This window comes from Undibacterium sp. Di24W (assembly GCF_049340325.1).
Taxonomy (GTDB): domain Bacteria; phylum Pseudomonadota; class Gammaproteobacteria; order Burkholderiales; family Burkholderiaceae_D; genus Undibacterium.
Window position 1 is genome coordinate 100,864 of record NZ_JBMPOP010000002.1, and the last position, 23,856, is coordinate 124,719.

At 46.6% G+C, this 23,856-nt stretch carries 22 protein-coding genes; 7 read left to right on the forward strand and 15 right to left on the reverse strand.

Annotated features, from left to right (window positions below):
• Positions 1–38: 38 nt before the first annotated feature.
• The 3 genes from ACO0KZ_RS03870 to gpmA form a co-directional block, all read right to left on the reverse strand.
• Positions 39–1,538: a S41 family peptidase gene (locus tag ACO0KZ_RS03870; protein ID WP_422992935.1), complete on the reverse strand. Its 1,500-nt coding sequence runs from the start codon at positions 1,536–1,538 to the stop codon at positions 39–41.
• Positions 1,539–1,639: 101 nt separating this feature from the next.
• Positions 1,640–3,031 carry a murein hydrolase activator EnvC family protein gene (locus ACO0KZ_RS03875; RefSeq protein WP_422992937.1) on the reverse strand — a complete coding sequence of 464 codons (1,392 nt, stop codon included), beginning with the start codon at positions 3,029–3,031 and terminating at the stop codon, positions 1,640–1,642.
• Between the two features lie 5 nt (positions 3,032–3,036).
• Positions 3,037–3,783: a 2,3-diphosphoglycerate-dependent phosphoglycerate mutase gene (gpmA, locus tag ACO0KZ_RS03880; RefSeq protein ID WP_422992939.1), complete on the reverse strand. Its 747-nt coding sequence runs from the start codon at positions 3,781–3,783 to the stop codon at positions 3,037–3,039.
• A gap of 157 nt (positions 3,784–3,940) precedes the next feature.
• On the opposite strand from gpmA, the gene ACO0KZ_RS03885 reads away from it, so the two are divergent.
• The 5 genes from ACO0KZ_RS03885 to ACO0KZ_RS03905 all read left to right on the forward strand — a co-directional run bounded on the left by ACO0KZ_RS03885 (position 3,941) and on the right by ACO0KZ_RS03905 (position 6,987).
• Complete coding sequence (locus ACO0KZ_RS03885) at positions 3,941–4,342, forward strand: rhodanese-like domain-containing protein (RefSeq protein ID WP_422992941.1); 402 nt, start codon at positions 3,941–3,943, stop codon at positions 4,340–4,342.
• A 10-nt stretch (positions 4,343–4,352) separates the two neighbouring features.
• Positions 4,353–4,616 carry a glutaredoxin 3 gene (grxC, locus tag ACO0KZ_RS03890; RefSeq protein WP_314858655.1) on the forward strand — a complete coding sequence of 88 codons (264 nt, stop codon included), beginning with the start codon at positions 4,353–4,355 and terminating at the stop codon, positions 4,614–4,616.
• 203 nt (positions 4,617–4,819) lie between these two features.
• Positions 4,820–5,311 carry a protein-export chaperone SecB gene (gene secB / locus ACO0KZ_RS03895; protein ID WP_422992944.1) on the forward strand — a complete coding sequence of 164 codons (492 nt, stop codon included), beginning with the start codon at positions 4,820–4,822 and terminating at the stop codon, positions 5,309–5,311.
• 76 nt (positions 5,312–5,387) lie between these two features.
• Positions 5,388–5,840, forward strand: coding sequence for an SH3 domain-containing protein (locus tag ACO0KZ_RS03900; RefSeq protein ID WP_422992946.1), 453 nt, complete (start codon positions 5,388–5,390; stop codon positions 5,838–5,840).
• 139 nt (positions 5,841–5,979) lie between these two features.
• Positions 5,980–6,987: an NAD(P)H-dependent glycerol-3-phosphate dehydrogenase gene (locus ACO0KZ_RS03905; RefSeq protein ID WP_422992948.1), complete on the forward strand. Its 1,008-nt coding sequence runs from the start codon at positions 5,980–5,982 to the stop codon at positions 6,985–6,987.
• 290 nt (positions 6,988–7,277) lie between these two features.
• Here ACO0KZ_RS03905 and ACO0KZ_RS03910 read toward each other — a convergent pair whose 3' ends face one another.
• The 12 genes from ACO0KZ_RS03910 to dapF all read right to left on the reverse strand — a co-directional run bounded on the left by ACO0KZ_RS03910 (position 7,278) and on the right by dapF (position 19,183).
• On the reverse strand, positions 7,278–7,472 hold the full coding sequence (locus ACO0KZ_RS03910; RefSeq protein ID WP_422992950.1) for a hypothetical protein: 195 nt from the start codon (positions 7,470–7,472) through the stop codon (positions 7,278–7,280).
• Positions 7,473–7,511: 39 nt separating this feature from the next.
• Positions 7,512–8,864, reverse strand: a complete 1,353-nt coding sequence (gene hslU / locus ACO0KZ_RS03915) for an ATP-dependent protease ATPase subunit HslU (protein ID WP_422993889.1) — start codon at positions 8,862–8,864, stop codon at positions 7,512–7,514.
• A 111-nt stretch (positions 8,865–8,975) separates the two neighbouring features.
• Positions 8,976–9,512, reverse strand: a complete 537-nt coding sequence (gene hslV / locus ACO0KZ_RS03920) for an ATP-dependent protease subunit HslV (protein ID WP_422992952.1) — start codon at positions 9,510–9,512, stop codon at positions 8,976–8,978.
• A gap of 166 nt (positions 9,513–9,678) precedes the next feature.
• On the reverse strand, positions 9,679–11,055 hold the full coding sequence (locus tag ACO0KZ_RS03925; RefSeq protein ID WP_422992954.1) for a hypothetical protein: 1,377 nt from the start codon (positions 11,053–11,055) through the stop codon (positions 9,679–9,681).
• 461 nt (positions 11,056–11,516) lie between these two features.
• A complete protein-coding gene (locus ACO0KZ_RS03930) occupies positions 11,517–13,514 on the reverse strand; it encodes a TonB-dependent receptor (protein WP_422992956.1) in 1,998 nt (665 codons plus the stop codon).
• Between the two features lie 152 nt (positions 13,515–13,666).
• Positions 13,667–14,041, reverse strand: coding sequence for a hypothetical protein (locus ACO0KZ_RS03935; RefSeq protein ID WP_422992958.1), 375 nt, complete (start codon positions 14,039–14,041; stop codon positions 13,667–13,669).
• Positions 14,042–14,196: 155 nt separating this feature from the next.
• Positions 14,197–14,652 (reverse strand): RNA polymerase-binding protein DksA, encoded by a 456-nt coding sequence (dksA, locus tag ACO0KZ_RS03940; RefSeq protein WP_314858634.1) that lies wholly within the window; start codon positions 14,650–14,652, stop codon positions 14,197–14,199.
• 254 nt (positions 14,653–14,906) lie between these two features.
• Complete coding sequence (locus tag ACO0KZ_RS03945; protein ID WP_422992960.1) at positions 14,907–15,962, reverse strand: CobW family GTP-binding protein; 1,056 nt, start codon at positions 15,960–15,962, stop codon at positions 14,907–14,909.
• A 36-nt stretch (positions 15,963–15,998) separates the two neighbouring features.
• A complete protein-coding gene (locus ACO0KZ_RS03950) occupies positions 15,999–16,574 on the reverse strand; it encodes a Fur family transcriptional regulator (RefSeq protein WP_422992962.1) in 576 nt (191 codons plus the stop codon).
• 78 nt (positions 16,575–16,652) lie between these two features.
• The gene (gene xerC, locus ACO0KZ_RS03955) at positions 16,653–17,579 is read right to left on the reverse strand and encodes a tyrosine recombinase XerC (protein ID WP_422992964.1); all 927 of its coding nucleotides are present in this window, start codon (positions 17,577–17,579) and stop codon (positions 16,653–16,655) included.
• A gap of 4 nt (positions 17,580–17,583) precedes the next feature.
• Complete coding sequence (locus tag ACO0KZ_RS03960; RefSeq protein ID WP_422992966.1) at positions 17,584–18,243, reverse strand: DUF484 family protein; 660 nt, start codon at positions 18,241–18,243, stop codon at positions 17,584–17,586.
• Between the two features lie 88 nt (positions 18,244–18,331).
• Complete coding sequence (gene dapF / locus ACO0KZ_RS03965) at positions 18,332–19,183, reverse strand: diaminopimelate epimerase (protein WP_422992968.1); 852 nt, start codon at positions 19,181–19,183, stop codon at positions 18,332–18,334.
• Positions 19,184–19,667: 484 nt separating this feature from the next.
• On the opposite strand from dapF, the gene ACO0KZ_RS03970 reads away from it, so the two are divergent.
• Both ACO0KZ_RS03970 and ACO0KZ_RS03975 read left to right on the forward strand, forming a co-directional pair.
• Positions 19,668–23,273 carry an indolepyruvate ferredoxin oxidoreductase family protein gene (locus ACO0KZ_RS03970; RefSeq protein ID WP_422992970.1) on the forward strand — a complete coding sequence of 1,202 codons (3,606 nt, stop codon included), beginning with the start codon at positions 19,668–19,670 and terminating at the stop codon, positions 23,271–23,273.
• Positions 23,274–23,456: 183 nt separating this feature from the next.
• Positions 23,457–23,849: a DUF423 domain-containing protein gene (locus ACO0KZ_RS03975; protein ID WP_422992972.1), complete on the forward strand. Its 393-nt coding sequence runs from the start codon at positions 23,457–23,459 to the stop codon at positions 23,847–23,849.
• Positions 23,850–23,856 lie beyond the last annotated feature (7 nt).

Sequence of the window (23,856 nt, forward strand, 5' to 3'; positions counted from 1 at the left end):
GTGCGAATCACAAACGCGTGAGTCGACATATTAGATATCTATTTTTTCTTAGGCTCTGATTTTTTATCCACTTTGCTCTTTACGGGACTTAATGCTGACTGCGTTACAGCAGAATTAGCAGCGGCGTTAACGGCGGTGTCTGGGGTTTTCATCGCGAATAATTTCACTGGCAAACCCTTCAAATGATTCAAAGCTTGCGTTAACTGAAAATCATCTTTACTGCCGTATTCGAGCGCCTTGCTTTTCTTCGCCAAGGCAACCAGACGCTTTTCCTCTTCCAGCTCGTCCACCATGACTTTTTCTGCTTCTGCTTCTTTATCGTTGCTCAAATGCTTTACCAAATCTGCTTCACGCGAACGTAAGGCATTGAAACCATCACCATCAGCCGTTTCTTCTACATGCAAATCCGGTGTAATGCCTTTGGCTTGAATCGCGCGACCTAATGGTGTGTAATAGCGCGCGGTTGTAATCTTGATCCCTGTTTCAGCAGAAATCTGATGCACCGTTTGCACCGAACCCTTACCAAAACTCTGGGTCCCCAGCACAATCGCACGACGATAATCTTGCAAAGCGCCGGCCACAATTTCAGAAGCAGAAGCGGTACCGGTATTAATCAAGACCACAATCGGTACGGTTTTAATCGCAGCTGGCAACTTCGCCAAGGGATCGCCGCCACCCGTGCCATTGGTATAGAATTCACGTTTTGCAAAATAGGTCCGTTTGGAATCTTCAACCTGACCGTTAGTCGAAACCACAGCAACATCTTTCGGCAAAAAGGCCGCAGACACACCGACCGCACCTGGCAATACGCCACCCGGATCATTGCGCAAATCCAAAACCAAACCCTTCAAAGCCGGTTCTTGCGCATACAAGGCATTGATCTTTTTCACCATGTCTTCCACGGTGGGTTCTTGAAACTGAGAAATACGCAGCCAAGCATAACCAGGTTCTATTACTTTAGCTTTGACACTATGCTGCTTGATCAATTCACGCGTCAATGTCACAACGATAGGTTTATCTTCCGTCTTACGCGCAATGGTTAGTGTGATCTTAGAATTCGGTTCACCACGCATTTTTTTTACCGCGTCGTCGATACTCAAACCCTTAATCGGAGTGCCATCAATACGCGTAATCAGATCGCCCGGTTGTATACCTGCGCGGTAAGCGGGTGAGTCTTCGATAGGCGAGACTACTTTGACATAGCCATCTTCCATACCGACTTCGACACCTAGACCCACGAACTTGCCTTCGGTGCCTTCACGTAATTCTTTAAACGCTCTTTTGTCCAGATAAGCGGAATGCGGGTCCAAAGAACTCACCATGCCATTCATTGCTTCGGTCAGCAGTTTTTCATCGTCTACGGGTTCTACATAATCGGATTTGATCATGCCAAACACTTCTGAAAATTCACTGAGCTTTTCCAGGGGCAAAGGACTGCCTCCCATTTTTTGGGCAAGGGCAGAATACTGCAAGGAAGCGGCAACACCAGCAACGACACCGAAACCAATCAAACCAAAATTTTTTAATTTACTGCCCATAATTCCAAAACGGTATTGACCGCAAAAAATTGTTGAAAATCCTACCCTGAGTTTATCTATGCATACCTAATACGCTTGCGCTGACTAAAGCTAATCAACACTTATTTACGCACCCAACCCAGTGGATCAAACACCTGACCTTTGTAACGCATTTCAAAGTATAGTCCGGTTTCTTCATTGCCGCCGCTATTGCCAGCATTGGCTATCGTGTCACCTGCCTTCACCATATCGCCTGCATGTTTTAGTACGGCTTGCGTATTGCTATAAAGGCTTAAATATTGGCCACCATGATCGAGAATAATCATATTGCCAAAGCCGCGCAGCCATTCCGCGAAAACCACTTTGCCTGCTGCAATGGCTTTGATTTCAGCGCCTTCGCTCGCTTTAATAAAAAGACCTTTCCAGCTTGGGCCTTCGCCACGCTTATTACCAAACTTAGCGATCAACTCGCCCTTCACGGGCAAACGTAATTGCCCTTTCAAGCGACCGAATTCCTGTCCGTCCAACATGCCTGGTGTGGGAGTCTGTTCAACTCTAAGGTTTTTATTGTCTTCGATATCATTAACGACTTTGCCAGATTGCTTATTTTGACCCGCAATTTGGTTCTTCTCACGTTGCGCTTTTTCTTGGGCTAATCGTTCTTTGCGCTGTTTTTCTTGCAAGGCAAGACGGGCTTGTTCCGCTTTCGCCTGTTCTTCCATCAGCTTATTCAACCGCGTCACCAGATTACTCAGACGCTGCTCGTCTTTTTGTAAATTTTCTGCTTCTTTCTTTTGTGCGTGTAATTTACTTGCTAACTCAGTCAGCAGCGCAGTATGACGTTTTTTCTCTTTTTCCAGACCTTTTTTATGATCGCGCTCTTCTTGCGCGATTTCATCTAGTTCATCTTTAGTCTGTTGCGCTGCTAGTTTATTCTTTTCGATTTCTTCCAAACTAGTTCGCAAAGCGGCAATCAATTTGGCTTGGGTCTGCGAGACATAACTCATGTAATGCAGCTCACGGTTGATACGATTTGGATTATCACCAGACAACAACAATTTCATTCTATCGCTATCACCGTGCATATATTGGCGACGTAGGAAATCAGATAATTGTTTTTTCTGTTGTTCAACTTGTGCAGTCAAGCGCTCATGTTCGGCGATCAGTTGATTCAAGCGTTCATTCGCTTGCTGCTGTTCTGTCTGTAGTTCCCGGATAGAACGATTCGTTTCAGAAATGGCTTGCTCAGACTCTTCCAGCGCATCACTGGCTTTTTCCTTGGCTGACTCTGTCTTGCTTATATCTTTTTTTAAAGCTTTGAGTTTTTGTTGCAACTCAATACGCGTGGCTTCTGCCTGCTTTTTCTCTTTGGCGCGATTGCTTTGAGCATGTGCCATATCTGGCCAGATACCCAACACACACACGAAACTGCAAGCAAAACAAACCGCCCTTACGACTTGGCGTAAATTAAGTCTGTCAGCTTGTCGCACCTGGTACTTTGAAGAAAACTGCATCCGGTTTACTTCGACTTTCCTTGGCTCGCCACTGCCGCTAATGCAGCCGCAATCGCGTCCTGATCACCGAGGTAATAACTCTTAATTGGTTTCAAGTCCGCATCCAATTCATACACCAAAGGCTGACCGTTAGGAATATTCAAATTCACGATGGCATCATCGCTTATGCCATCAAGCATTTTGATTAAAGCGCGTAAACTGTTGCCATGCGCGGAAACAATGACGCGTTTACCAGCGCGGATGGCTGGTGCAATAGAATCATCCCATGCTGGCACAACGCGTGCCACTGTGTCTTTTAAACATTCTGTTAGAGGAATTTGCGCACGTTGCAAACCGGCATAGCGTGGATCATTAAACGAAGTACGTTCATCATTTTCATCCAAAGGATTGGGTGGTGTGTCGTAGCTACGGCGCCATACTAAAACTTGTTCATCGCCATATTTAGCTGCTGTTTCTGCTTTGTTCAAGCCTTGCAGGGCACCATAATGACGCTCATTCAAACGCCAGTCATGTTGTACAGGCAACCACATCAAATCCATCTCGTCCAAAGTGCCCCACAAAGTACGAATCGCACGTTTTAAGACCGAGGTATAGGCTAAATCAAAGGTGAAACCCGCTTCTTTCAGCAACTTACCGGCCTGGCGTGCTTCAGCCACGCCTTTTTCGGTCAGATCCACATCCGTCCAGCCAGTAAAACGATTATCGAGGTTCCAAGTGGATTCGCCATGACGCATCAATACAATTTTATACATGATATTTGCTTAATATTTGCTTAAATTAGCTGGGTTTAAGATGGGTTTACAATGATTACGTAGGAAATTCAATCAGTTCAAAACTAAATTCCCCATCTATTTTATAATGAGGCGCTTGTCTTTAACCACTTATAACCATTCTTAACACGGGAAAACTGTGAATTTCATTAGCGACAATCTATTTCTGCTTGCCATCGCCCTCATTTCCGGCGGTGCTTTATTACTCCCCAGCCTGCAAAGACGCGGCGCCAGAGTCTCGCAATTGCAAGCGACGCAAAAAATCAATCAAGGCAAAACCCTGATCTTGGACGTGCGTAGCGCTGAAGAATTTGCCAGCGGTCATTTGGCGAACGCAAAAAATATCCCTTTAGGTGAACTCGAGTCCCGAATTAAGGAAATTGAAAAATCAAAAGCACATACCGTCATCACCGTATGCGCCAAAGGTATGCGTTCCAGTAGCGCAGTCAACATCCTGAATAAGGCAGGATTTGAGCAAGCGTTTAGTTTAGACGGCGGCGTTGCGGCTTGGCAGTCGCAAGGTCTACCGACAGTTAAATAAGGGAGTTGTCATGGTTGCCCATGTTGTTATGTATTCCACTGCAGTTTGTCCGTATTGTGTGATGGCTGAACGCCTGTTAAAAGCCAAAGGCGTTGCCGACATTGAAAAAGTGCGGGTAGATCTCGATCCAGCGGTTCGGGAAGCGATGATGCAAAAAACTGGACGCCGCACCGTGCCTCAAATTTACATAGGGGAAACACATGTCGGTGGTTTTGATGATTTATCGGCCTTAGATCGCGCTGGCAAGCTCGATTCGCTGTTAAATCCAACATAAAACGCAGTGCACAAGCGGCTTTGATTGCGGTTTTTTGGTCGCACTTGCTACAATAGAAGGCTAATTCTGTTTCGCCGTATTAAAGTCATTAAAGTGATTCAAAATCGAAGCAAAACAGAATGGGGCTTGAATATTGGTTTTTTGTCCCTATGTAAGTAGCTCGCTGTTCACAATCAATTTATAGAATTTAAAGAAAGTCTCACATGTCCGACCAAAATTTGCAGCCAATTTTCCAAATTCAACGCGTCTATCTGAAAGATTTATCGCTCGAACAACCAAATTCTCCAGCGATTTTCTTGGAACAGGAAGCGCCAAGCGTTGAAGTAACTTTAGACGTAGCGGCTGAGCCATTGGCTGAAGGCATCGTAGAGTCCACAGTAACAGTAACAGTAACAGCGAAAATCAAGGACAAAGTTGCTTTCTTGGTAGAAGCAAAACAAGCGGGTATTTTCGAAGCGCGCAATATTCCTCAAGATCAAATGGATCCATTGTTAGGCATTGGTTGCCCAAACATCATTTATCCTTACCTGCGCTCCAATGTCGCTGATGCGATTTCTCGCGCTGGTTTCCCTCCGATTCATTTGACAGAAATCAACTTCGAAGCCTTCTACCAACAACGTTTGGCCAATATGGCAGAGCAAGCTGCCTTGGCAGCAGACGCTGGTACAACCGAAGCAGCTGCAACAACGCACTAATTGATTTACTGACCCATTGTTCTTACTTTTTAGAGCAATGGGTTTTTCTTTATAGACTTTATCCTAAGGTTACGCAATGCGTCTCATCTCCAGCCTTTCAACACTGGTATTGCTAGGATTAAGTTCAGCCTCGGGACTATCCCACGCCTTAGAATTCCGCGCTGTTGGTGCCACACCTATCATCATGTACGATGCGCCCTCTGCACGTGGCATGAAAGTCTATGTCGCGCCTGCTGGCATGCCAGTTGAAGTGATTTTGACCTCAGGCGCTTGGTGCCGGGTACGTGATGCCCAAGGTGACTTAAGTTGGGTCGAAGCCAAAGATCTGGTGGCGCGGCGCAATCTGGTCGTCAGAGTGGCAACGGCTCGCGTTCGTGTGTCAGCGGAAGAATCCGCAAGTATGGTATTCAGTGCCGACAAGAACGTGTTGCTTGAGATGGTGGAACCAGCCAGTGGTTTATGGGTAAAAGTAAAACACCGCGATGGTCAGACAGGGTACGTCAGAACAACCGATGTCTGGGGTTTATAAGCGTCGCACATTTATCAGAATGAACAATAAAGGACATAAGCGTGTCCTTTTTTTATGTCAGCTATTTGGATCAGATGAGTGATATACATCGATGCGGTAGACAAAAACCGACGAAACCAAGAAATTAAACAGGTCAACTATGAATATTACCGTTCTAGGCGCCGGGGCATGGGGCACGGCTTTAGCGATTTCACTAGCAGCAAAAAACCAAGTTTTGCTTTGGGGGCGCAATCAAATTGCGATGGAAAGCGCGCAAATAGAGCGCGAAAATCAACATTATCTTCCAGGCTTTCGCCTACCCGATTCGCTGAAGGCAACAGCTGACTTTCACGCGGCATTGCGCCATGCATTAGACAGCAACGACGGCGAGGGCTTATTAATCATTGCCAGCTCGGTGTCTGGTCTACGCCCTATTTTGAAGCAATGTGCCGCCTATCCTTTACGCAATGTAGTTTGGTTGTGCAAAGGCTTTGAAGAAAACACGCGATTATTGCCACATCAAGTAGTCAGGCAAGAGCTTGGCGAGCAAGTACTCGCTGGCGCGCTATCTGGCCCTTCTTTTGCACAAGAGGTCGCACAAGGCCTCCCATGCGCTCTGACCATCGCTTCACACTCACCAGAATTGTGCCGATTAGTCGTCACTGCTGCGCATAACCCCAGCTTACGTGTCTATTCTAGCGACGACGTGATCGGTGTGGAGGTCGGTGGCGCGGTCAAAAATATTCTGGCAATTGCCACAGGTGTCGCGGATGGATTAGGTCTAGGCTTGAATGCGCGCGCTGCCTTAATGACACGTGGTTTAGCAGAGATCAGCCGCCTTTGTACCGCACTTGGTGGACGACTGGAAACTTTGATGGGTTTGACCGGGGTTGGCGATTTGATACTCACTTGCACTGGTAACTTATCACGTAATCGCAAGGTCGGCCTGGCGCTCGCCGAGGGCAAATCGCTAGAGACCATCATACAAGAGCTCGGTCACGTCGCCGAAGGTGTGCGTTGTGCACAAGCAGTGAAAGCCCTGGCATTTGAGTTGAATATAGACATGCCAATTACCGAAGCAGTGGCAGGTGTCCTGTTTGAAAATGTAGCCAGCCGCGACATGATAGAAAGGCTGCTCTCGCGCAACGCAAAAATTGAATCCAACTAGACTCAACCACTTATAGGAGTCGGTCGAAATCAGTAGAGTGAATAATCATTGCGAATCACCCGGGCAATCACAGGCTCGGGTACATTTTTTTCACGTAAAAAAGATATTGCCCTAATCGCTCCAAAGGATTCGGCGTAAAACATGCCTAAATCGACTAGCATGCGCGTTACTAAGTCACGCCGCCGAAGTGGGCAACGGTACTTATTTAGATATTTACGCTTCCTGCAGCCTGGCATTAAAGACTCCCGTCTTTAGAGTTTGATTGCGCTTAAGCAATGCACCTTCCAAGTTTAATCCGCTTCATCGTCCATTGGCAATTTTTTTAGTGCTTGCTTATTCGCTTGTCGCAATACCGCACTGGTTTTCTGATGGCTACCGGCGCCACCACGTTTGGCTAAAGCGGCCACTGGGTTGCGCGGTTTTGACTGGAGGGACTCAAGTCGAAACACCAATTTTTGACGTGTTCCCATACTTTTGTTTGCCATCCCATCCCTCCAATTTCAATACGACATCAAGTTTTACTTCTACAGCACATAACGCGACAAATCTTCATCGACAGATAATGCCTGTAGTCGTTGTTCAACATAAGCGGCGTCTATTAACACTGTCTTTCCACTATTCTGATGGGCATCGAAGGAGATTTCTTCAAGTAATTTTTCCATCACGGTATACAAACGACGAGCACCGATGTTTTCAGTGGTTTCGTTAACCGAATAAGCGATACCCGCCAAACGCTGCACGCCTTCTGAAGAAAACTCTATCTTCACACCTTCCGTTGCCAATAGGGCCTCATATTGACGTGTAAGACATGCGTCAGTACTAGTCAAAATACACTCAAAATCGGCGATTGAAAGTGATTCAAGTTCTACACGTATCGGAAAACGCCCCTGCAATTCTGGTATCAAATCAGACGGCTTCGCAAAGTGGAATGCCCCGGAAGCGATGAATAGAATATGATCAGTCTTAATCATACCGAACTTCGTATTCACGGTCGTACCCTCAACCAAGGGCAATAAATCACGCTGCACACCGGCACGCGAAACTTCTGCCCCACCTGCTTCAGAACGCGAGGCAATTTTATCGATTTCATCTAAAAAAACGATACCATTTTGTTCTACATTTCGAATCGCTTCTTGCTTTAACTCATCTTCATTAATGAGTTTTGCAGCCTCTTCCTCTATCATTAACTTCATTGCTTCTTTGATTTTCAGTCGACGTGCTTTCTTACGCCCGCTTGCTGCGCCAGAAAACATCGATTTAATCTGCTCGGTCATTTCTTCCATGCCTGGCGGTGCCATGATTTCCATCTGTGGAGAGGCTTCCGCCACATCCATTTCTATTTCTTTGTCATCCAGGCTACCTTCGCGTAAACGCTTTCTGAAAGTTTGGCGGGTTGCGTTGGCAGTACTATTCTCACTGGCATTGCGCTCAGTCTGCGTATCCTGACCGATACCAAAATCGCGTACAGGTGGCAGTAATACATCCAGGATGCGATCTTCTGCGGCATCTTCTGCGCGCGCTCTCACTTTCCGCATCGCGGATTCACGGGTTTGTTTGATGCCGATATCAATCAAATCCCGAATGATGGTATCGACATCACGCCCGACATAGCCGACTTCGGTAAATTTGGTGGCTTCAATTTTAATAAATGGCGCATCTGCCAATTTGGCCAAGCGTCGCGCTATTTCAGTTTTACCGACACCAGTCGGACCTATCATTAAAATATTCTTGGGTGTGATCTCGTAGCGAAGAGGTTCCGCGACTTGCTGACGACGCCAACGATTACGCAAAGCAATCGCCACTGCGCGCTTGGCCTTATCTTGACCAACGACATGTTTATCTAATTCGGAAACAATTTCCTGCGGCGTCATATTCATCATAGCTATCTCAATTCTTTGCTTAGTTTCTTCAACTTATTTCTTCGATTCTTTCAACCTATTTGCTTGGCTGTTCATTCACACTTTTTCACCACCCCTGCTACTGCACCATTACTCCAAGGTTTCTATGGTGTGCGAAAGATTGGTGTAGATGCAGAGCTCGCCCGCGATAGTCAAAGATTTTTTGACGATCTCAACTGGAGATAAATCGGTATTTTCATAGAGTGCAATTGCAGCCGATTGCGCAAACGTACCACCAGAACCAATTGCGCCTATGCCATTGTTCGGCTCTAAGACATCACCATTGCCGGTAATGACCAAGGTACTGTCTTTGTCCGCCACCAAGAGCATGGCTTCCAAACGGCGTAACATACGATCAGTGCGCCAGTCTTTGGCTAATTCGACCGAAGCTCGCATTAAATGACCTTGATGTTTTTCTAGTTTGGATTCAAAGCGCTCAATCAAAGTAAAGGCATCAGCGGTACCGCCTGCAAAACCAGCCAGCACTTTATTGTGATACAACTTACGTACTTTGCGGGCAGTACCCTTCATAACGATATTACCTAAAGTCACTTGACCGTCGCCGCCCAAAGCCACCACATTACCGCGACGCACTGTCAAAATAGTGGTACCGTGAAATTGTTCCATATTGTCCTCATGTATTCTTGCTTGCCTCAAAACTGCTGGCCTTAATTGTCTGAATAGAATGACGAAATCAAAGACAGCAGGGCATCTTGCCATCATAGATGGCTGCGTTCAGAAGTACAGAAATGGGGTGGTTTTCGCTAATTGCAAGTCTGCAAGGCGACATGATTTAAGACTGTTTACGAGGTACGATGGCAGCGATGTTTTTCAGACCCATCGCATTAAAAAGGTGCATTACCAAATAATTGACTTCGTGGAACTGAATCGATTTACCCTTGGCACCAGAAATCGGCACTAAGCCATTTAATAATTGTGCAGAGGCACCAAACTCAACACGTTCTAATTGTGAACAATCAAGAACCACCAAATCATGTGATTTAGCGTGTTCCTGAATTTCTTTCACTAATGATTCCGTACTTCCCTCGATCACTTTAGGCATAAGGAAGCGATCAGACGGCTCTTGAGGTGGCTCTTCACTCACTTCAGGTGCAGCTGTTGTAACTTTACTTGTAGGTGCTTCAAATGCGGGTGGAGAGACCTCAAATGTAACGCAATAATCGATACTGGCTTCCTCAAAGGCTTCTTTTAGCTGAAGCAATTGCAAAACCTCCATCAGAAGCAACCATGGTGCCTCCGTCTCATCGCGGCGACCAACCTCCAAAATAGACCGAATCTGTTCAGTTAAATTTTGCGCACCGACAACGACTAGATCATGCTTAGACTTTTTCAAGTTACGCATGGCCCGCAGCAACAGACCGCATCCTACGGGGTCTACTGTTTTGACACGACCAAAGTCCAGCTTGAGAACTTTACTCTTTTCACTAAAAGTATTTAGCTTCTGCAACAATTTAATGATTTCACCATCTAGTTGCGCAGGGAAACTAACCGTTGGAATTGCGCCTTCTAGCTTAGTCTCTTCCGCATCCATCAATACTTCTGAGCTGTGCCAGACAGGTGGTGAAGTTTCATACTTGCCAGCGTAATCGAGCGACAAACTTTCGAAGGCGTACTGATTTTGTTCAATTTGGTATAGATCAAACAACATAAACCAAGCCAAAGGTGTGGCGTTTCCTAAATTATCTGAGTCGATTGCACTTCTCAGCATGTGCTCAGCCACTTTCACCTGGCCAGTTGCAAATAAAATTGCGGCTTCTTCTAACAAGGGAACCGACTCAATTTGCCCCATAGCAGCGGTATGCAATTCAGTCGCCCCCAATAGCAGCTCGGTCGTTTGCATATTTAGTGCCACCGTGCTTTGGAAATCTGTGGCAATAAAATCTGTATGGAATTGATTAGGCTCAGTGCGCTTCAGACCTTCTGGACCTGACGCTTTAGGTGTCGTAGATTTGGGACGTCCCATATCGCGCGACATCTCGAATTCGATAGCGTCAATTTTACGTTCAGTTGCGCGGGCAATATGCTTCTTCTCGGTTAAAGAATGCGTCAAAGCATCGTCATCTTGGATTTTTCCAATGACGGTGTTTTGCGACTTTGAACGAGTTTTCTTGGAAGCAGGCTTCTCGGAGCTAGTTGTCTCCGTTCGCACTTGCTTCTTACCGAAAAGCTTAAAAATCCCCACAGCGACCTATCTTATTATCAAAAAGATTATTTTAACATCATAATTCATTGCAAAGAAATACATGATTTTACTAACAAAAACTATCACAAAACGATCTGCCGATATGTGCTTATTACAACAATGCGAACATTAAATTCGGGGCATAAGCGGAAACAACCTTTTTTTGACATTTTGCACAAGTAACATCTTTATCACGTGCAACTTACTACGTGCTCAAGTATAGACGGAATTGAACATTTTTTGCTCATTTACATCGTGTCTAAAACACATTAAAACGATAAAATTTGTCACACCTTGTAACAACTCGAATGTAATCGGCAAAATCCCGCATGAAAAGTTCATTTCAACCCGCATTCAATGATGAAATAAAATAGTCTTATTTATCATCAAATGCGCTTTGTAATGCTTACGCGTTGCCGTGCTCTATATCAAAAACTAGCTCGTACACCAACAATCACACCTCGCATTGCTTGTGGAACACTTTCTTTTAAAACTGAAGTCGCGAGTCGTATATCTTGATTCAACAAATTTTTCACTTGAGCAAACCAAGTCAGTTGTGCACTCATATACGGATGAGTATAAGTCACATTCAAATCAACTTTGGTAAAAGACGGCGTCACAAAATGTTCAGATGCAGCCAGTCGATCTTGGCGTTGTGCGTGCAAAATACTCATCGTATTGCGCCATCCGTCGTGACGATAGCCAAAATCCAAACCGACACGATTAGCAGGTTGCAAAGGCAAAATCCCACGTTGATCAAGACTTCCGCGCGAAGTATCCGCAAAAGTGCGGAACGAGAAACCATCACCTAACTGATTATAAGCAAGCTCGGCTTCTCCGCCTCGAATCGTGGCGGCAGCCTGTTTCCAGAAGCGCTGTGTAAACTCTCCTCCAGCGTCATGTTCGCCTTCTTCATTCACTTGCAAACCATCAATCTCGCCATACACATAATTCCCGACCTTATTGATAAACAGATTCACTTTGCTATGCCAGAGTCCACTGGTTTTTTGCAATGCCAGTTCCAAATTTCTTGAGTTCTCGGTCTTTAAATTTTGATAGCCGATATCAAAAGTTTTGGTCGATTCATGCGGTCCATTTGAATATAACTCTTCCGTGGTTGGCGCACGTTGTGCAGTGGATAAACTACTTACCAAAGCAAAACCATCTCCTAAAGTTAGCATTGCACCCAACGAAAATGACTGCAAATTAAATTTGCGTTGTGGCAGCTGGAATTGCGCTTCGGGCTGACGCTCTATGCTTTCAAAACGGGCACCACCGCTTGCGATGACTGGGCCAAAATTTTTCTGTTCAACAATAAATATCGCATTCGAGGTAGAACGCGTGGTGGGGACGGTATCAGCGCGTCCGGTACTCGCTGCTAACGCAGAAAAATTGGTGTTTTCAGTTTGAATACCGACACTACCTTCCCAACCATGCCAATTGGCATGGGATAAGGTAGCTCGAGTTTCTAATGCGCGATTTTTAAAATTAGTCACCGGAGTGCCATTTGGCATTTTTTCGGTATGTGCATAATCGGTCGCACCTAGCTTAAATTTGAACGCGTCAAAAATAAGGAACGGTCGATACACTGCAGCATCAATATCATAACGAGTTTGTTGTAAATCTATAAATGAACGTTCATCAGTAGGAATACCATAACGATCTGCCATATCTTGTATGGAAGCGCCGACGTGCCCCCACGATTGAATCAAAGAGGCACCAAAACCAAGACTGCGTTCCTGAGTAAAACTGGAAGGCAATCGGTCTTTAATCGCATTGCGTGCATACACATCGGCGTATCCTGGAATCTTATAATCATCTGTATTGCGATGATTGCCATCGAAATGCAAAGCAATATCATCAATCGAGCCATCTAGAAAAAAAGAAGCACTTTTCTCGGCATTGACGCTGGCGTATTTAATTTCAGCTTCGCCGTTTAGTTGTTTGCTAATGCTAGTTGGAATACGTCCATCGACCACATTCACCAAGCCCCCAATCGCACCGCTGCCATACAACAACGCGGCAGGCCCGCGCAAAATTTCGATTTGCTGGGAACTAGCGGTTTCACTCGCTACGGCATGATCATTCGACAAACCGGAAACATCCGCGACTGTCATACCGTTTTGTAAAATCTTAACGCGTGGACCTTCCAAGCCGCGAATAATCGGACGCGATGCCCCTGCGCCAAAACCAGAAGCACTGACCCCAAGTTCACTACCTAAAGTTTCTCCCAAAGAGCTACCAATTTTTGAGCGTAATTCAGAGCCGGAGAGCACTTTAGTCGGGCTTAAAATTTGCATTGTTTCATCTTTACCAAGAGGATTAGCCGAAACGGTAACAACGGTCGACTGTGCTTGAGCAAAAGAGCTAATTGGAGCGAAGGCCGCGCATATAGCGCACGCCAAAATACTACGTGTTAAAGACATGATGTTTCCTGAAATTGAATAGTTTGTAGGCTTGCTGATGCAAGCGGCATCGATTGCATAAAGTATTTTTTATTCGCGTAGTTCGCTGCAAAACAAATTTAGAACATGAGCTTGATAAGTCATCTTCAATCAGAGCGAGCATTAGGAATGAATTAGATCAATTTCAGGGTAGGGGGAGCACGTGACAAGAATGGCAGACGCAATGAGGCGAGCCAGGTTATTTGAAGTGAGCGATAAGCAGATTCGTTGGCTAGAACCTGCGGTACAGTTAAGCTAAAACTATGCTGTAGGCAATCGGTGATACTGGCTGCGTCGACCAATAGACATGAATGTAAACTGTTTTCGGCCGTATTCGATAATTTTTGTATGCCGACGTAATGGTTGCCGTCCGATGCCAGCGACAGTACGTCGCCTGTGACGGTACTGATATGCGACATACGATGGGCAAACCCTAGCCACTGTGCAGACAATAGCACCAACAACATAGCCCATAACAAGACCATGCCTTTCAAGCGTCTATTATTCAAAGACTCCACTCGCATAAGGTTTCGAATCACAAATCACTAATTTCAGATAACTTTATTGAGACCAAGATTTTGCAACAAAGTTGCATCACTCAGCAATAAAAAATGCGCAGTGAGCTCCCTGCGCATTGATCTACTTTAGCCAAATCGAAGGAGAATTAATCTCCGTACAATTTTTGCTTCAATTCACGACGTTGCTGCGCTTCAAGAGAGAGCGTCGCTGTTGGTCGTGCCATCAAACGTGGAACGCCAATTGGTTCGCCGGTTTCTTCGCACCAGCCATATTCGCCAGCATCAATCGAAGCGATAGATTGCTGTACTTTGCGCAACAATTTACGTTCACGATCCCGCGTACGCAATTCCAAAGAATGCTCTTCTTCTATCGTAGCGCGGTCTGCCGGGTCTGGTACTAATACCGTTTCGCGCAAATGCTCGGTCGTTTCGTCGGCGTTCTTCAACAAATCTTTTTCAAGTTGTTGCAGACGGGCTTTGAAAAACGCCAATTGCGCGTCATTCATGTAGTCCTTCTCACCCATCTTCACAATTTCTTCTTCGGTGAGGAGAGCTGCAGGTGCACTAGCTGGTGCAGTTGATTTAGATGATTTAGTTGCCACTTCGATTACTTTCGATACAACAGGTTGATATACGCAAGTATGTTTGAACACTCTTCTTATTGGAATGTCATCCCCACACTTCCCCTCAAGGACAAGTATATAGCGTGCTTGTTCCGCATTCAAATCTAGTGCACTTCTAATAATCCAAACTTCGTCGCGGTACGTCGTTACGGAAAGAATTTCGAATTACTAGAGGCGCCCATTATTCAATTGCCACAAAAATATCATGTGATGCAATTCAATAGGGCGCTAGTTTATACCATACATTGCTCTAAACCTTGAATAAAAATCTCTTTTGGTAAATTTTTACCAATAAATACCATCTTGCTTTCTTTAATTTCATTTTCTGCCCATTTTCCTCCTATGTCGGTGCCCATAATCTGGTGCACTCCTTGGAAAATGACTTTACGATCGGAGTGTTCCATATACAACACTCCCTTATAACGCAGCATGCGCGGGCCATAAACTTGAACCAATCCGCCCAAGAAATAATCCAATTTTTCGGTGTTAAAAGGACGAATTGACTTATATACAAAAGCCGCAATGTCGTCACTATGATGGGCATGATGGTGATCTACGTGTTCGTGGTGATGGTATTCATGCTGACAATGTTCGTCGCAATCTTCATGCTGATGGATAGGTTGGTGTTCTTCAGTCACCAAAAAATCTGGATCGATCTCTAACTTGGCATTCAAATTAAAACCCTTCAGATCCAATACTTCTCCGATAGCGACCTTACCAAAATCGACAGGGCAAATAGGTGCTCGTGGATTAATACTTACCAGGCGCCGTTTCAATGCCGCTAGCTCTTCAGAACTGACTAAGTCGGCTTTTGAAATCAAAATCTTGTCAGCAAATCCCACCTGACGCTGTGCCTCTTCGTGCTCATCAAGCTGCGCCATGCCATGTTTGGCATCGACCACCGTCACGACAGCATCCAGCATGTAGTGCAAACCAACTTCCTCATCGACAAAAAAGGTCTGCGCCACGGGCCCCGGATTAGCTAAGCCTGTCGTTTCAATAATGACTCGATCGAACTGCAATTCCCCAGTATTCTTTCTTTGCATCAGCGTATTTAGTGCCACGATCAAGTCACCGCGCACGGTACAGCAAATACAACCATTGTTCATCTCAATGATTTGCTCATTACTGTCTTGCACCAAGATCTCGTTATCTATATTTTCCTGACCGAATTCATTTTCGATCACCGCAATTTTATAACCGTGCTGTTCCTGCAAAACACGATTCAGGAGTGTGGTTTTGCCAGCGCCGAGAAAGCCTGTCAATATCGTAGTAGGGATTAAAGCCATGATGTTCTGTCGTAAAATCGATCGTTATAAATGAAACTAAGCGTCATTGCAGCGATCACACCAGCCTTTGATGGTGACCTCAATGTCGTGACTTTGAAAACCTTTAAGCGCTGTCGAATCTAAAGTTGCCTGCAATTGATCACTGAGGGTATGGCTGGCGGCTGGCTGTTCCAAGCAAAAAACCTTGCTACAGCGAGTACATTTAAAATGCCCATGTTGATGTTGTATCGGATTGATATGTTGGCTGGTTTCAGCTGACACGTTCAACTCACTCCCTGTACTAAATCGGAATACCCTGTCATCACCCGTAATTTTATGGGCCAGACCAGCATCTGCAAGACAATCAAGTGCACGATACAAGGTCACTCTATCCATGGCTGGTAAGGCGTCCTGCATCTCGGTATGCGACATCGCGCGATGCTGCTTCAGCAATACACTTAGAACATCCAGACGAGCCTGCGTAACACGCACTTGCGCAGCACGTAGCTTATGCTCTGCTATGGCAAAAGAGGAACGATTCTGTTGGGCTTCAGATTTGATTTGCTCGTGCTGTTCGTGCTGCTTGTGCTGCATAGATTGGATTGACGGTAAATTGTCCGACTGATTTTTCATCACACTGTTCAAGCAAAGAAAGCGACATTATGCCGCAAAATGCAATTGAGTTGCAAAAACAGGCTATGTTGGAAGTAACTATTTTTTTGCGCGCGGATGCGTGGCGTCATATACCTTGGCCAAATGCTGAAAATCCAGCGCGGTATACACTTGAGTTGCGGCAATCGAGCTATGCCCCAACATTTCTTGTACTGCACGCAGATCACCTGAAGATTGCAAAACATGCGTCGCGAACGAGTGGCGCAATACATGCGGATGCACATCGCTGGGAATGCCCATAGTCTGCGCGTGCGCCTTGAGACGTAATTGTACAGAGCGCACTGACATACGAGCACCGCGTTCGTTGAGAAACAAAGCACGTAATTCTAATTTGACCAAACTACCGCGTACCGCCAACCAGTCTTGCAAAGCGGCTAAGGCAGGTTTTCCAACTGGCACGATTCTTTGCTTATTCCCCTTACCAGTCACATGCACTTCGGCCTGACTGCTATCAACCCAAGCCAAACTGGTGTAATTGCCGTCACTGAAATCACGCACATCAAGCGCAACCAGTTCAGAAACCCGCAAGCCACTGGAATACAGAAGTTCAAACATCGCACGGTTAGCCAAAGCTGTCGGTTGGTCACTACCATGATGTGCCACCAGATGCACGGCATCATCGGCGCCCAAGGCTTTCGGCAAAGTTTTAGCTTTTTTAGGTGCTTTCACGCCTTCTACCGGATTAGCGGGCATCTCAATTTGTTCCGCCAGCCAACTATAAAAGCCACGCCAGCTCGATAACTTGCGGGCGATACTACGCGGATTTAATTGTTTGGAATGGAGTTGCGAGGTGAGCCGACGGATATCGAAATAACTCAGGCTAGACAGAGTGCGCGCTTGAGCAAAATCAGCTAATTCGGCCAAATCTAAGGCATAACTGCTCAGGGTGTGGGGAGACAATTGACGCTGTACACGCAGCACGTCCAGATAACTACGAATCTGGTTGGCATTGTCCTGCGTGCTCATAGACTCAACAATCGATCATACAACTTAGAGCAGCGCTCGCGGTATCAGCAATTTTTGTCAAAAAGTCTGTCGCCATCTCTTTGGTGAAACGACTGGCATCAGGCGAGCCTAAGATCAAAAGGCCAAAAGTTACGTCATCCTCAGCCAAACGCAGCGGCAGCATCGCCACTGAGGTTATGGCATCATCCGATTCTAACCAGGCGGCGGCTTCAAAATCATGGTTCTGACCACAATACGGCTTGCTCAAACCTTTGGCGAATAATTGCACATCTTCACTGGCAGGCACAGCGAACCAAGTGTGCTGTACGTCTTCCGTCACGCCCCATAAACGCAAAGTCGCATGCGGCAAGTTGAATACATCTTGTAGACTTTTCGTCAAAATGTAAGGCAAATCAACGTCATTGCGTGCCAACAGCAAACCACGGGTCCATGCTTGAAACTTATCGCTGATGGCATCGTTTTCCTGTGCTACGCGCATCAAATCGGATAAACGCAACTCCAATACCTTGAGCTTTTCACGAACGATTTCCATTTGACGTTCTTGCAGCGAAATGGAACGTCCCATGACTGGGCTAGTGAGCTTAATCTTCGCCAGCAATTCGGCGTGTTCTTCGAAAAAATGCGGGTGCTGAACTAAATAATCTGCGATATCGTTGGTATTCATTTTTTTACTATTTTCAAATTCGGTATAGGTTGTTAAGCAAAGTGCGTAGCAAATGTCCACGCTCAAAGTAAATTCTTAAAGCAGCATCCTAAATATCAATTTCGCCTTCAAACACGCTCACAGCGGGGCCACTAAGAAACACCGGCTGAGCTTCGCCAGCCCAGGCTATTTGCAAATCGCCACCCTGCATTTTGACCTCTACCGGGGATTGCAATACCCCGCGACGTATGCCGGCGACTGCTGCCGCACAAGCGCCAGTACCGCAAGCCAATGTCTCGCCTGCACCACGCTCATAGACGCGCAATTGCACATGATGAGCGTCATTAACTTGCATAAAGCCAGCATTGACTCGCTTTTCAAAACGCGGATGCAATTCAATTTGCGGGCCTTCTATTGATACTGGATATTCTTCTACATCGCTTACGATTTGCACGGCATGTGGATTACCCATAGATACACAAGTAATTTGCGCGGAAGAGGCGACCAAAGGTAAAGCCCAAATGGTCGCAGCAGCTTCTTGATGCGAACTTAAATCTTGCGTCTGAAACGCCGAAGCTGAAGGGGCAAAATCTGGCACACCCATGTTCACCGTAATCCGCCCATCTACACCTACTTCAGGCTCAATCACGCCAGACATGGTCTGCACGCGAATTTTCGTCTTATTTGTCAGTCCCTTATCGATCACAAAACGGACAAAAGCACGCGAACCATTGCCACATTGCTCGACTTCACCACCATCGGCATTAAAGATACGATAACGGAAGTCTATATCCGCAGCAGGTGCCGCTTCGACCACTAAGATTTGATCAGCGCCAATGCCAAAGCGACGATCCGCTAAGGTGCGCCATTGCTCTGGACTGAAGGCTATGTGTTGGTTGATAGCGTCTATGACAATAAAATCATTGCCTGCGCCATGCATCTTGGTAAATTTCAGTTTCATGCTCAGATTATAGCGCGATCATGCTCCGGAGGCAGTGCTAAAAAACCATTGCAGCATATTGAGATCGTTGGAAAACAATAGGTATTCTTCGATAGCAGCAGTCTGAAGGAGTCAAACCGATTTATTCAAGCGGCAAGCTAATACGGTGCGCTCACTAATTCTTTCCAAATACGAGGCTTTTTATAAAAATAGAATTAGCTTGCATATCGACATCCAACCATATTCGGTTCGCTCCTATATTGACATTCAAACCAGTACACTTCAGATAATTGTCAGCCATACTGTACCGGTCTTTTTGAAGATGACTGTGCATGGGGAGGCATTATGCCCCGTGTTACTGTGCTGCCCTTGCAAAGTGTAGGTCTCGTTGAGAGATCCTATGCTCGTTTTTTAAGCATTCGGCGTATGATGCAATCACAAGTTGATATCAATCGACGAATGTCTCAGGCAAACCTAAGCCAATTAAAATAAATACGGAGGCAGCATGAACTCACCAAGCAATAAGGCAGAGCAAAATTCATTAGTTGAAGCAAGTGGTAGCGCATCAATTAATACCAATATTTCCCTAGACGATAAATACACACTAGAACGTGGCCGCGCCTTTATGACCGGCACTCAGGCCCTGATACGTCTGACCATGTTGCAACGTCAAGCGGATGAAAAAGCGGGTTTAAATACCGCTGGTTTCCTGACTGGCTATCGCGGTTCACCACTGGGCGCAGTCGATACCACAGCGGCCAAAGCGAAGAAACATCTGGCTAAGTACCATGTCACTTTTCACCCCGGCGTGAACGAAGACTTAGCAGCAACATCGGTTTGGGGCACGCAACAAGTCAATTTATTCCCCGGCGCAAAATACGATGGGGTATTCGGCGTCTGGTACGGCAAAGGTCCTGGAGTGGATCGTTGCGGCGACGTATTCAAACATGCGAATCTGGCAGGCACTTCGCCTCACGGTGGTGTCTTGGTCATCGCGGGTGACGATCATGCAGCCAAATCCTCCACAGCCGCGCATCAAAGTGAGCATATTTTAAAAGCCTGCGGTATTCCTGTTTTATATCCAGCAACGGTACAAGAATATTTAGACTACGGCCTACACGGTATCGCCATGTCGCGTTACACGGGCCTGTGGGTTTCTATGAAATGCGTTACCGATATCGTAGAATCGGGCTGCGTGGTGGACATCGATCCTGATCGCGTAAAGCCTGTTATACCTTCAGACTTCACATTACCTGCTGACGGCGTGCATATCCGCACACCCGATCCAGTACTAGCGCAAGAAACGCGCATGAATAACTACAAATGGTACGCCGCTTTAGCCTATGCGCGTGCCAATAAACTCAATCAAATCATCTGGGATAGCCCGGCAGCCAAAATCGGCATTATCACCGCCGGCAAATCCTATCTGGATACACGCCAGGCCTTAGCAGATCTTGGCATTGATGAGCAAGTTGCGAAAGACATCGGCATCCGCCTGTACAAAATAGGCATGACTTGGCCTTTGGAATCAGATGGCGTACGTGAATTTGCGACCGGTCTGGAAGAGATATTGGTCGTAGAAGAAAAACGTCAGATCCTCGAATACGCCTTAAAAGAAGAGCTATATCACTGGGAAGAAAAAGTCCGCCCACGCGTAGTAGGTAAATTCGACGACACCGGTGAATGGACCAACATCAAAGGCAGCGGTCATGGTGAATGGCTATTACCCGCGACTTACGAACTGAGCCCAGCCCAAATCGCCCGTGCGATTGCGTCCCGTATCAGCCGCTATTTCGCCGGACATCCGGTTGAGCAACAAGTTAAAGAACGTGTCGCTTATTTAGAAGCGAAAGAAGCCGCACTCAATTCAGTCTCAAAACCCGATGCGAACAAAGATCGTATTCCGCATTTCTGTTCAGGCTGTCCGCACAATACCTCTACCAAAGTACCCGAAGGCAGCCGCGCCCTAGCGGGTATCGGTTGTCACTACATGGTGACCTGGATGGATAGAGAATCAACCACCTTCACCCACATGGGCGGTGAGGGCGTGACCTGGGTCGGTGCCGCACCGTTCACCACTGAACAACATGTGTTCTCCAATCTGGGTGATGGTACTTACTATCACTCTGGTTTGTTAGCGATTCGCGCTGCCGTCTCTGGTCACGTGAATATGACTTACAAGATTCTGTTTAACGACGCCGTCGCCATGACGGGCGGCCAGGAATTTGATGGCCCACTTGATCCGGGCATGATTTCACGCCAAATCGCAGCCGAAGGTGTGACACCGATTATCGTAGTCACCGACGAACCTGAAAAATATCCAGCTGGCTATCCATGGGCCGGGGGCGTGACCGTACGCCATCGCAGTGAACTCGATGCGGTGCAACGTGAATTGCGCGAATGCAAAGGCGTTTCAGCCATGATCTACGATCAAACCTGTGCCTCAGAAAAACGTCGCCGCCGGAAAAAAATCGGCAAAGACGGCAAACCAGGTTTCCCTGACCCTGCCAAACGTGCGGTTATCAACGAAGCGGTCTGCGAAGGCTGCGGTGATTGCAGTGTGCAATCTAACTGTTTATCAGTAGAACCTTTAGAAACCGAATTTGGTCGCAAACGTCAGATCAACCAGTCTTCATGCAATAAGGATTATTCCTGCGTGAATGGTTTCTGCCCGAGCTTTGTCACGGTTGAAGGCGGTAAATTGAAGAAGCCTGCCAAGGCGAAAATCGAAGCAGGCGGTGCTTTTGACGTGACGAGCTTACCCGCGCCAAAATTGCCAGGTACGACAACACCATACGGCGTCATCGTCACCGGCGTCGGCGGTACTGGCGTCATCACCATTGGTCAAATCATGGCCATGGCTGCGCATTTGCAAGGTAAATCCTGCTCGGTGCTCGACATGACAGGCTTAGCGCAAAAAGGCGGCGCGGTGATGTCGCACGTGCGTTTAGCAGACAAGGCTGAAGACATACAATCAACACGTGTTGGTACCGGTATGGCGGATTTGGTTATCGGTTGCGATTTGATCGTCACCGCAGGCAAAGATGCCGTGTCTCGTATGGGCGAAGGCCGTACCCAAGGCGCGATCAATGCCAGCAGCAGTCCGACTGCGACCTTCATCAAAAATCCAAACTGGCAATTCCCGGCGGGTTCCGCTGAAGCAGAAATCCGTAAAGCCTGCGGCAACGACAGAGTCGATATGGTGGACGCAACCACTATCGCCACGGCATTGATGGGTGACAGTATCGCCGCCAATATGTTCATGCTCGGTTATTCATGGCAAAAAGGCTGGGTGCCTTTGTCTGAAGCGGCACTGATGCGCGCGATAGAATTAAATGGCGTGCAAATTGACTTCAACAAACAAGCCTTTAACTGGGGTCGCGTCGCAGCCAATGATTTAGCCGCCGTCCAACGCTTGACCACACCGGCCACCGTCATCGAGTTGAAACGGGCACCGAGTTTGGAAGACACGATCGCCAAGCGTGTGGCATTTTTGACGGACTACCAAAACGCTGCCTATGCACAAACTTATAGCGATTTTGTCGCTCAGGTTAAAGCAGCCGAAAACAAAGTGGTAGATGGTAAAGCATTGCGTCTGACCGAAGCTGTGGCTAAGTATTTGTTTAAATTGATGGCCTACAAAGACGAGTATGAAGTCGCCCGCCTGTACACCGATGGCAAATTCCAAAAGAAAATTGCTGACATGTTTGAAGGCGACTACGCAATCAACTTCCACTTGGCGCCACCACTATTTGCCAAGCGTGATGACAAGGGTCATTTGATCAAGCAGCAATTTGGTCCCTGGATGATGAAGGCATTTGGTTTGTTAGCCAGCTTCAAATCTTTGCGCGGCGGTACTTTCGACATCTTCGGCTACACCGAAGAACGTCGCATGGAACGCGCACTGCCAGTCGACTACAAACAAACCATCAGCCAGTTGTTAACGCAATTGAACGAAGATAACTTAGCCACGTTGGTCGCTATCGCCAGCATCCCTGAAGATATCCGTGGTTATGGTCATGTCAAAGAACACCACTTCAAAGCAGCGAAAGAGAAAGAAGCGAAGTTGTTAGCAGAGTTCAAAATGGCGAAAGCAAAACAAGCAGCATAATGTAGCATCAGCGTCAGCTTCCAACTATCACTATCCGCAGTAAATCCAAGGGCGCAAAAGTTTTCTCTTTGCGCCCTTGGTGTTTTTAGCTAGCCGAGTGACTATACTTTTCTCAATAGTGGGGGATTTAGTTTAATTCAGTTTAAGATACGCGCACTTACAACACCTTCATCTCATTTCACTATGCAAGAACGCCACATTGCCGCCTGCGGCGCACTCAATATGCTCATCGCTATCGCCTGCGGCGCCTTTGGTGCGCATGCGCTCAAGAATCTACTCAGCCCCGACATGCTGGCTATCTGGCACACAGCGGTGCAATATCAAATGGCACATGCGCTGGGAATGCTACTCATCGTTGCACTGACGCCGCGCTTGCTACCTACAACGGCACTTAGCAAAATCGGTACCGCTTTTTTGTTCGGTATTGTCGTGTTTAGCGGTAGTTTGTATGTACTAGCACTGACCGGTGTGCGTTGGTTTGGCGCGATCACACCGATTGGGGGGGTGTCGTTTTTAGTCGGTTGGGGATTGTTGGGGTGGGGGATATTGAAGCAAAAAAACCCTAACAAATATTGAATGCTAT

What these genes read in the sequence shown, in the direction of transcription:
- ACO0KZ_RS03875 (WP_422992937.1), bottom strand. Translation starts at nt 3,031, where the DNA reads ATGCAGTTTTCTTCAAAGTACCAGGTGCGACAAGCTGACAGACTTAAT.
- ACO0KZ_RS03970 (WP_422992970.1), top strand. Translation starts at nt 19,668, where the DNA reads ATGAACTCACCAAGCAATAAGGCAGAGCAAAATTCATTAGTTGAAGCA.
- dapF (WP_422992968.1), bottom strand. Translation starts at nt 19,183, where the DNA reads ATGAAACTGAAATTTACCAAGATGCATGGCGCAGGCAATGATTTTATT.
- ACO0KZ_RS03975 (WP_422992972.1), top strand. Translation starts at nt 23,457, where the DNA reads ATGCAAGAACGCCACATTGCCGCCTGCGGCGCACTCAATATGCTCATC.
- ACO0KZ_RS03870 (WP_422992935.1), bottom strand. Translation starts at nt 1,538, where the DNA reads ATGGGCAGTAAATTAAAAAATTTTGGTTTGATTGGTTTCGGTGTCGTT.
- ACO0KZ_RS03910 (WP_422992950.1), bottom strand. Translation starts at nt 7,472, where the DNA reads ATGGCAAACAAAAGTATGGGAACACGTCAAAAATTGGTGTTTCGACTT.
- ACO0KZ_RS03900 (WP_422992946.1), top strand. Translation starts at nt 5,388, where the DNA reads ATGCGTCTCATCTCCAGCCTTTCAACACTGGTATTGCTAGGATTAAGT.
- ACO0KZ_RS03905 (WP_422992948.1), top strand. Translation starts at nt 5,980, where the DNA reads ATGAATATTACCGTTCTAGGCGCCGGGGCATGGGGCACGGCTTTAGCG.
- grxC (WP_314858655.1), top strand. Translation starts at nt 4,353, where the DNA reads ATGGTTGCCCATGTTGTTATGTATTCCACTGCAGTTTGTCCGTATTGT.
- ACO0KZ_RS03945 (WP_422992960.1), bottom strand. Translation starts at nt 15,962, where the DNA reads ATGGCTTTAATCCCTACTACGATATTGACAGGCTTTCTCGGCGCTGGC.
- hslV (WP_422992952.1), bottom strand. Translation starts at nt 9,512, where the DNA reads ATGGAACAATTTCACGGTACCACTATTTTGACAGTGCGTCGCGGTAAT.
- secB (WP_422992944.1), top strand. Translation starts at nt 4,820, where the DNA reads ATGTCCGACCAAAATTTGCAGCCAATTTTCCAAATTCAACGCGTCTAT.
- ACO0KZ_RS03950 (WP_422992962.1), bottom strand. Translation starts at nt 16,574, where the DNA reads ATGAAAAATCAGTCGGACAATTTACCGTCAATCCAATCTATGCAGCAC.
- ACO0KZ_RS03960 (WP_422992966.1), bottom strand. Translation starts at nt 18,243, where the DNA reads ATGAATACCAACGATATCGCAGATTATTTAGTTCAGCACCCGCATTTT.
- ACO0KZ_RS03930 (WP_422992956.1), bottom strand. Translation starts at nt 13,514, where the DNA reads ATGTCTTTAACACGTAGTATTTTGGCGTGCGCTATATGCGCGGCCTTC.
- xerC (WP_422992964.1), bottom strand. Translation starts at nt 17,579, where the DNA reads ATGAGCACGCAGGACAATGCCAACCAGATTCGTAGTTATCTGGACGTG.
- hslU (WP_422993889.1), bottom strand. Translation starts at nt 8,864, where the DNA reads ATGAATATGACGCCGCAGGAAATTGTTTCCGAATTAGATAAACATGTC.
- gpmA (WP_422992939.1), bottom strand. Translation starts at nt 3,783, where the DNA reads ATGTATAAAATTGTATTGATGCGTCATGGCGAATCCACTTGGAACCTC.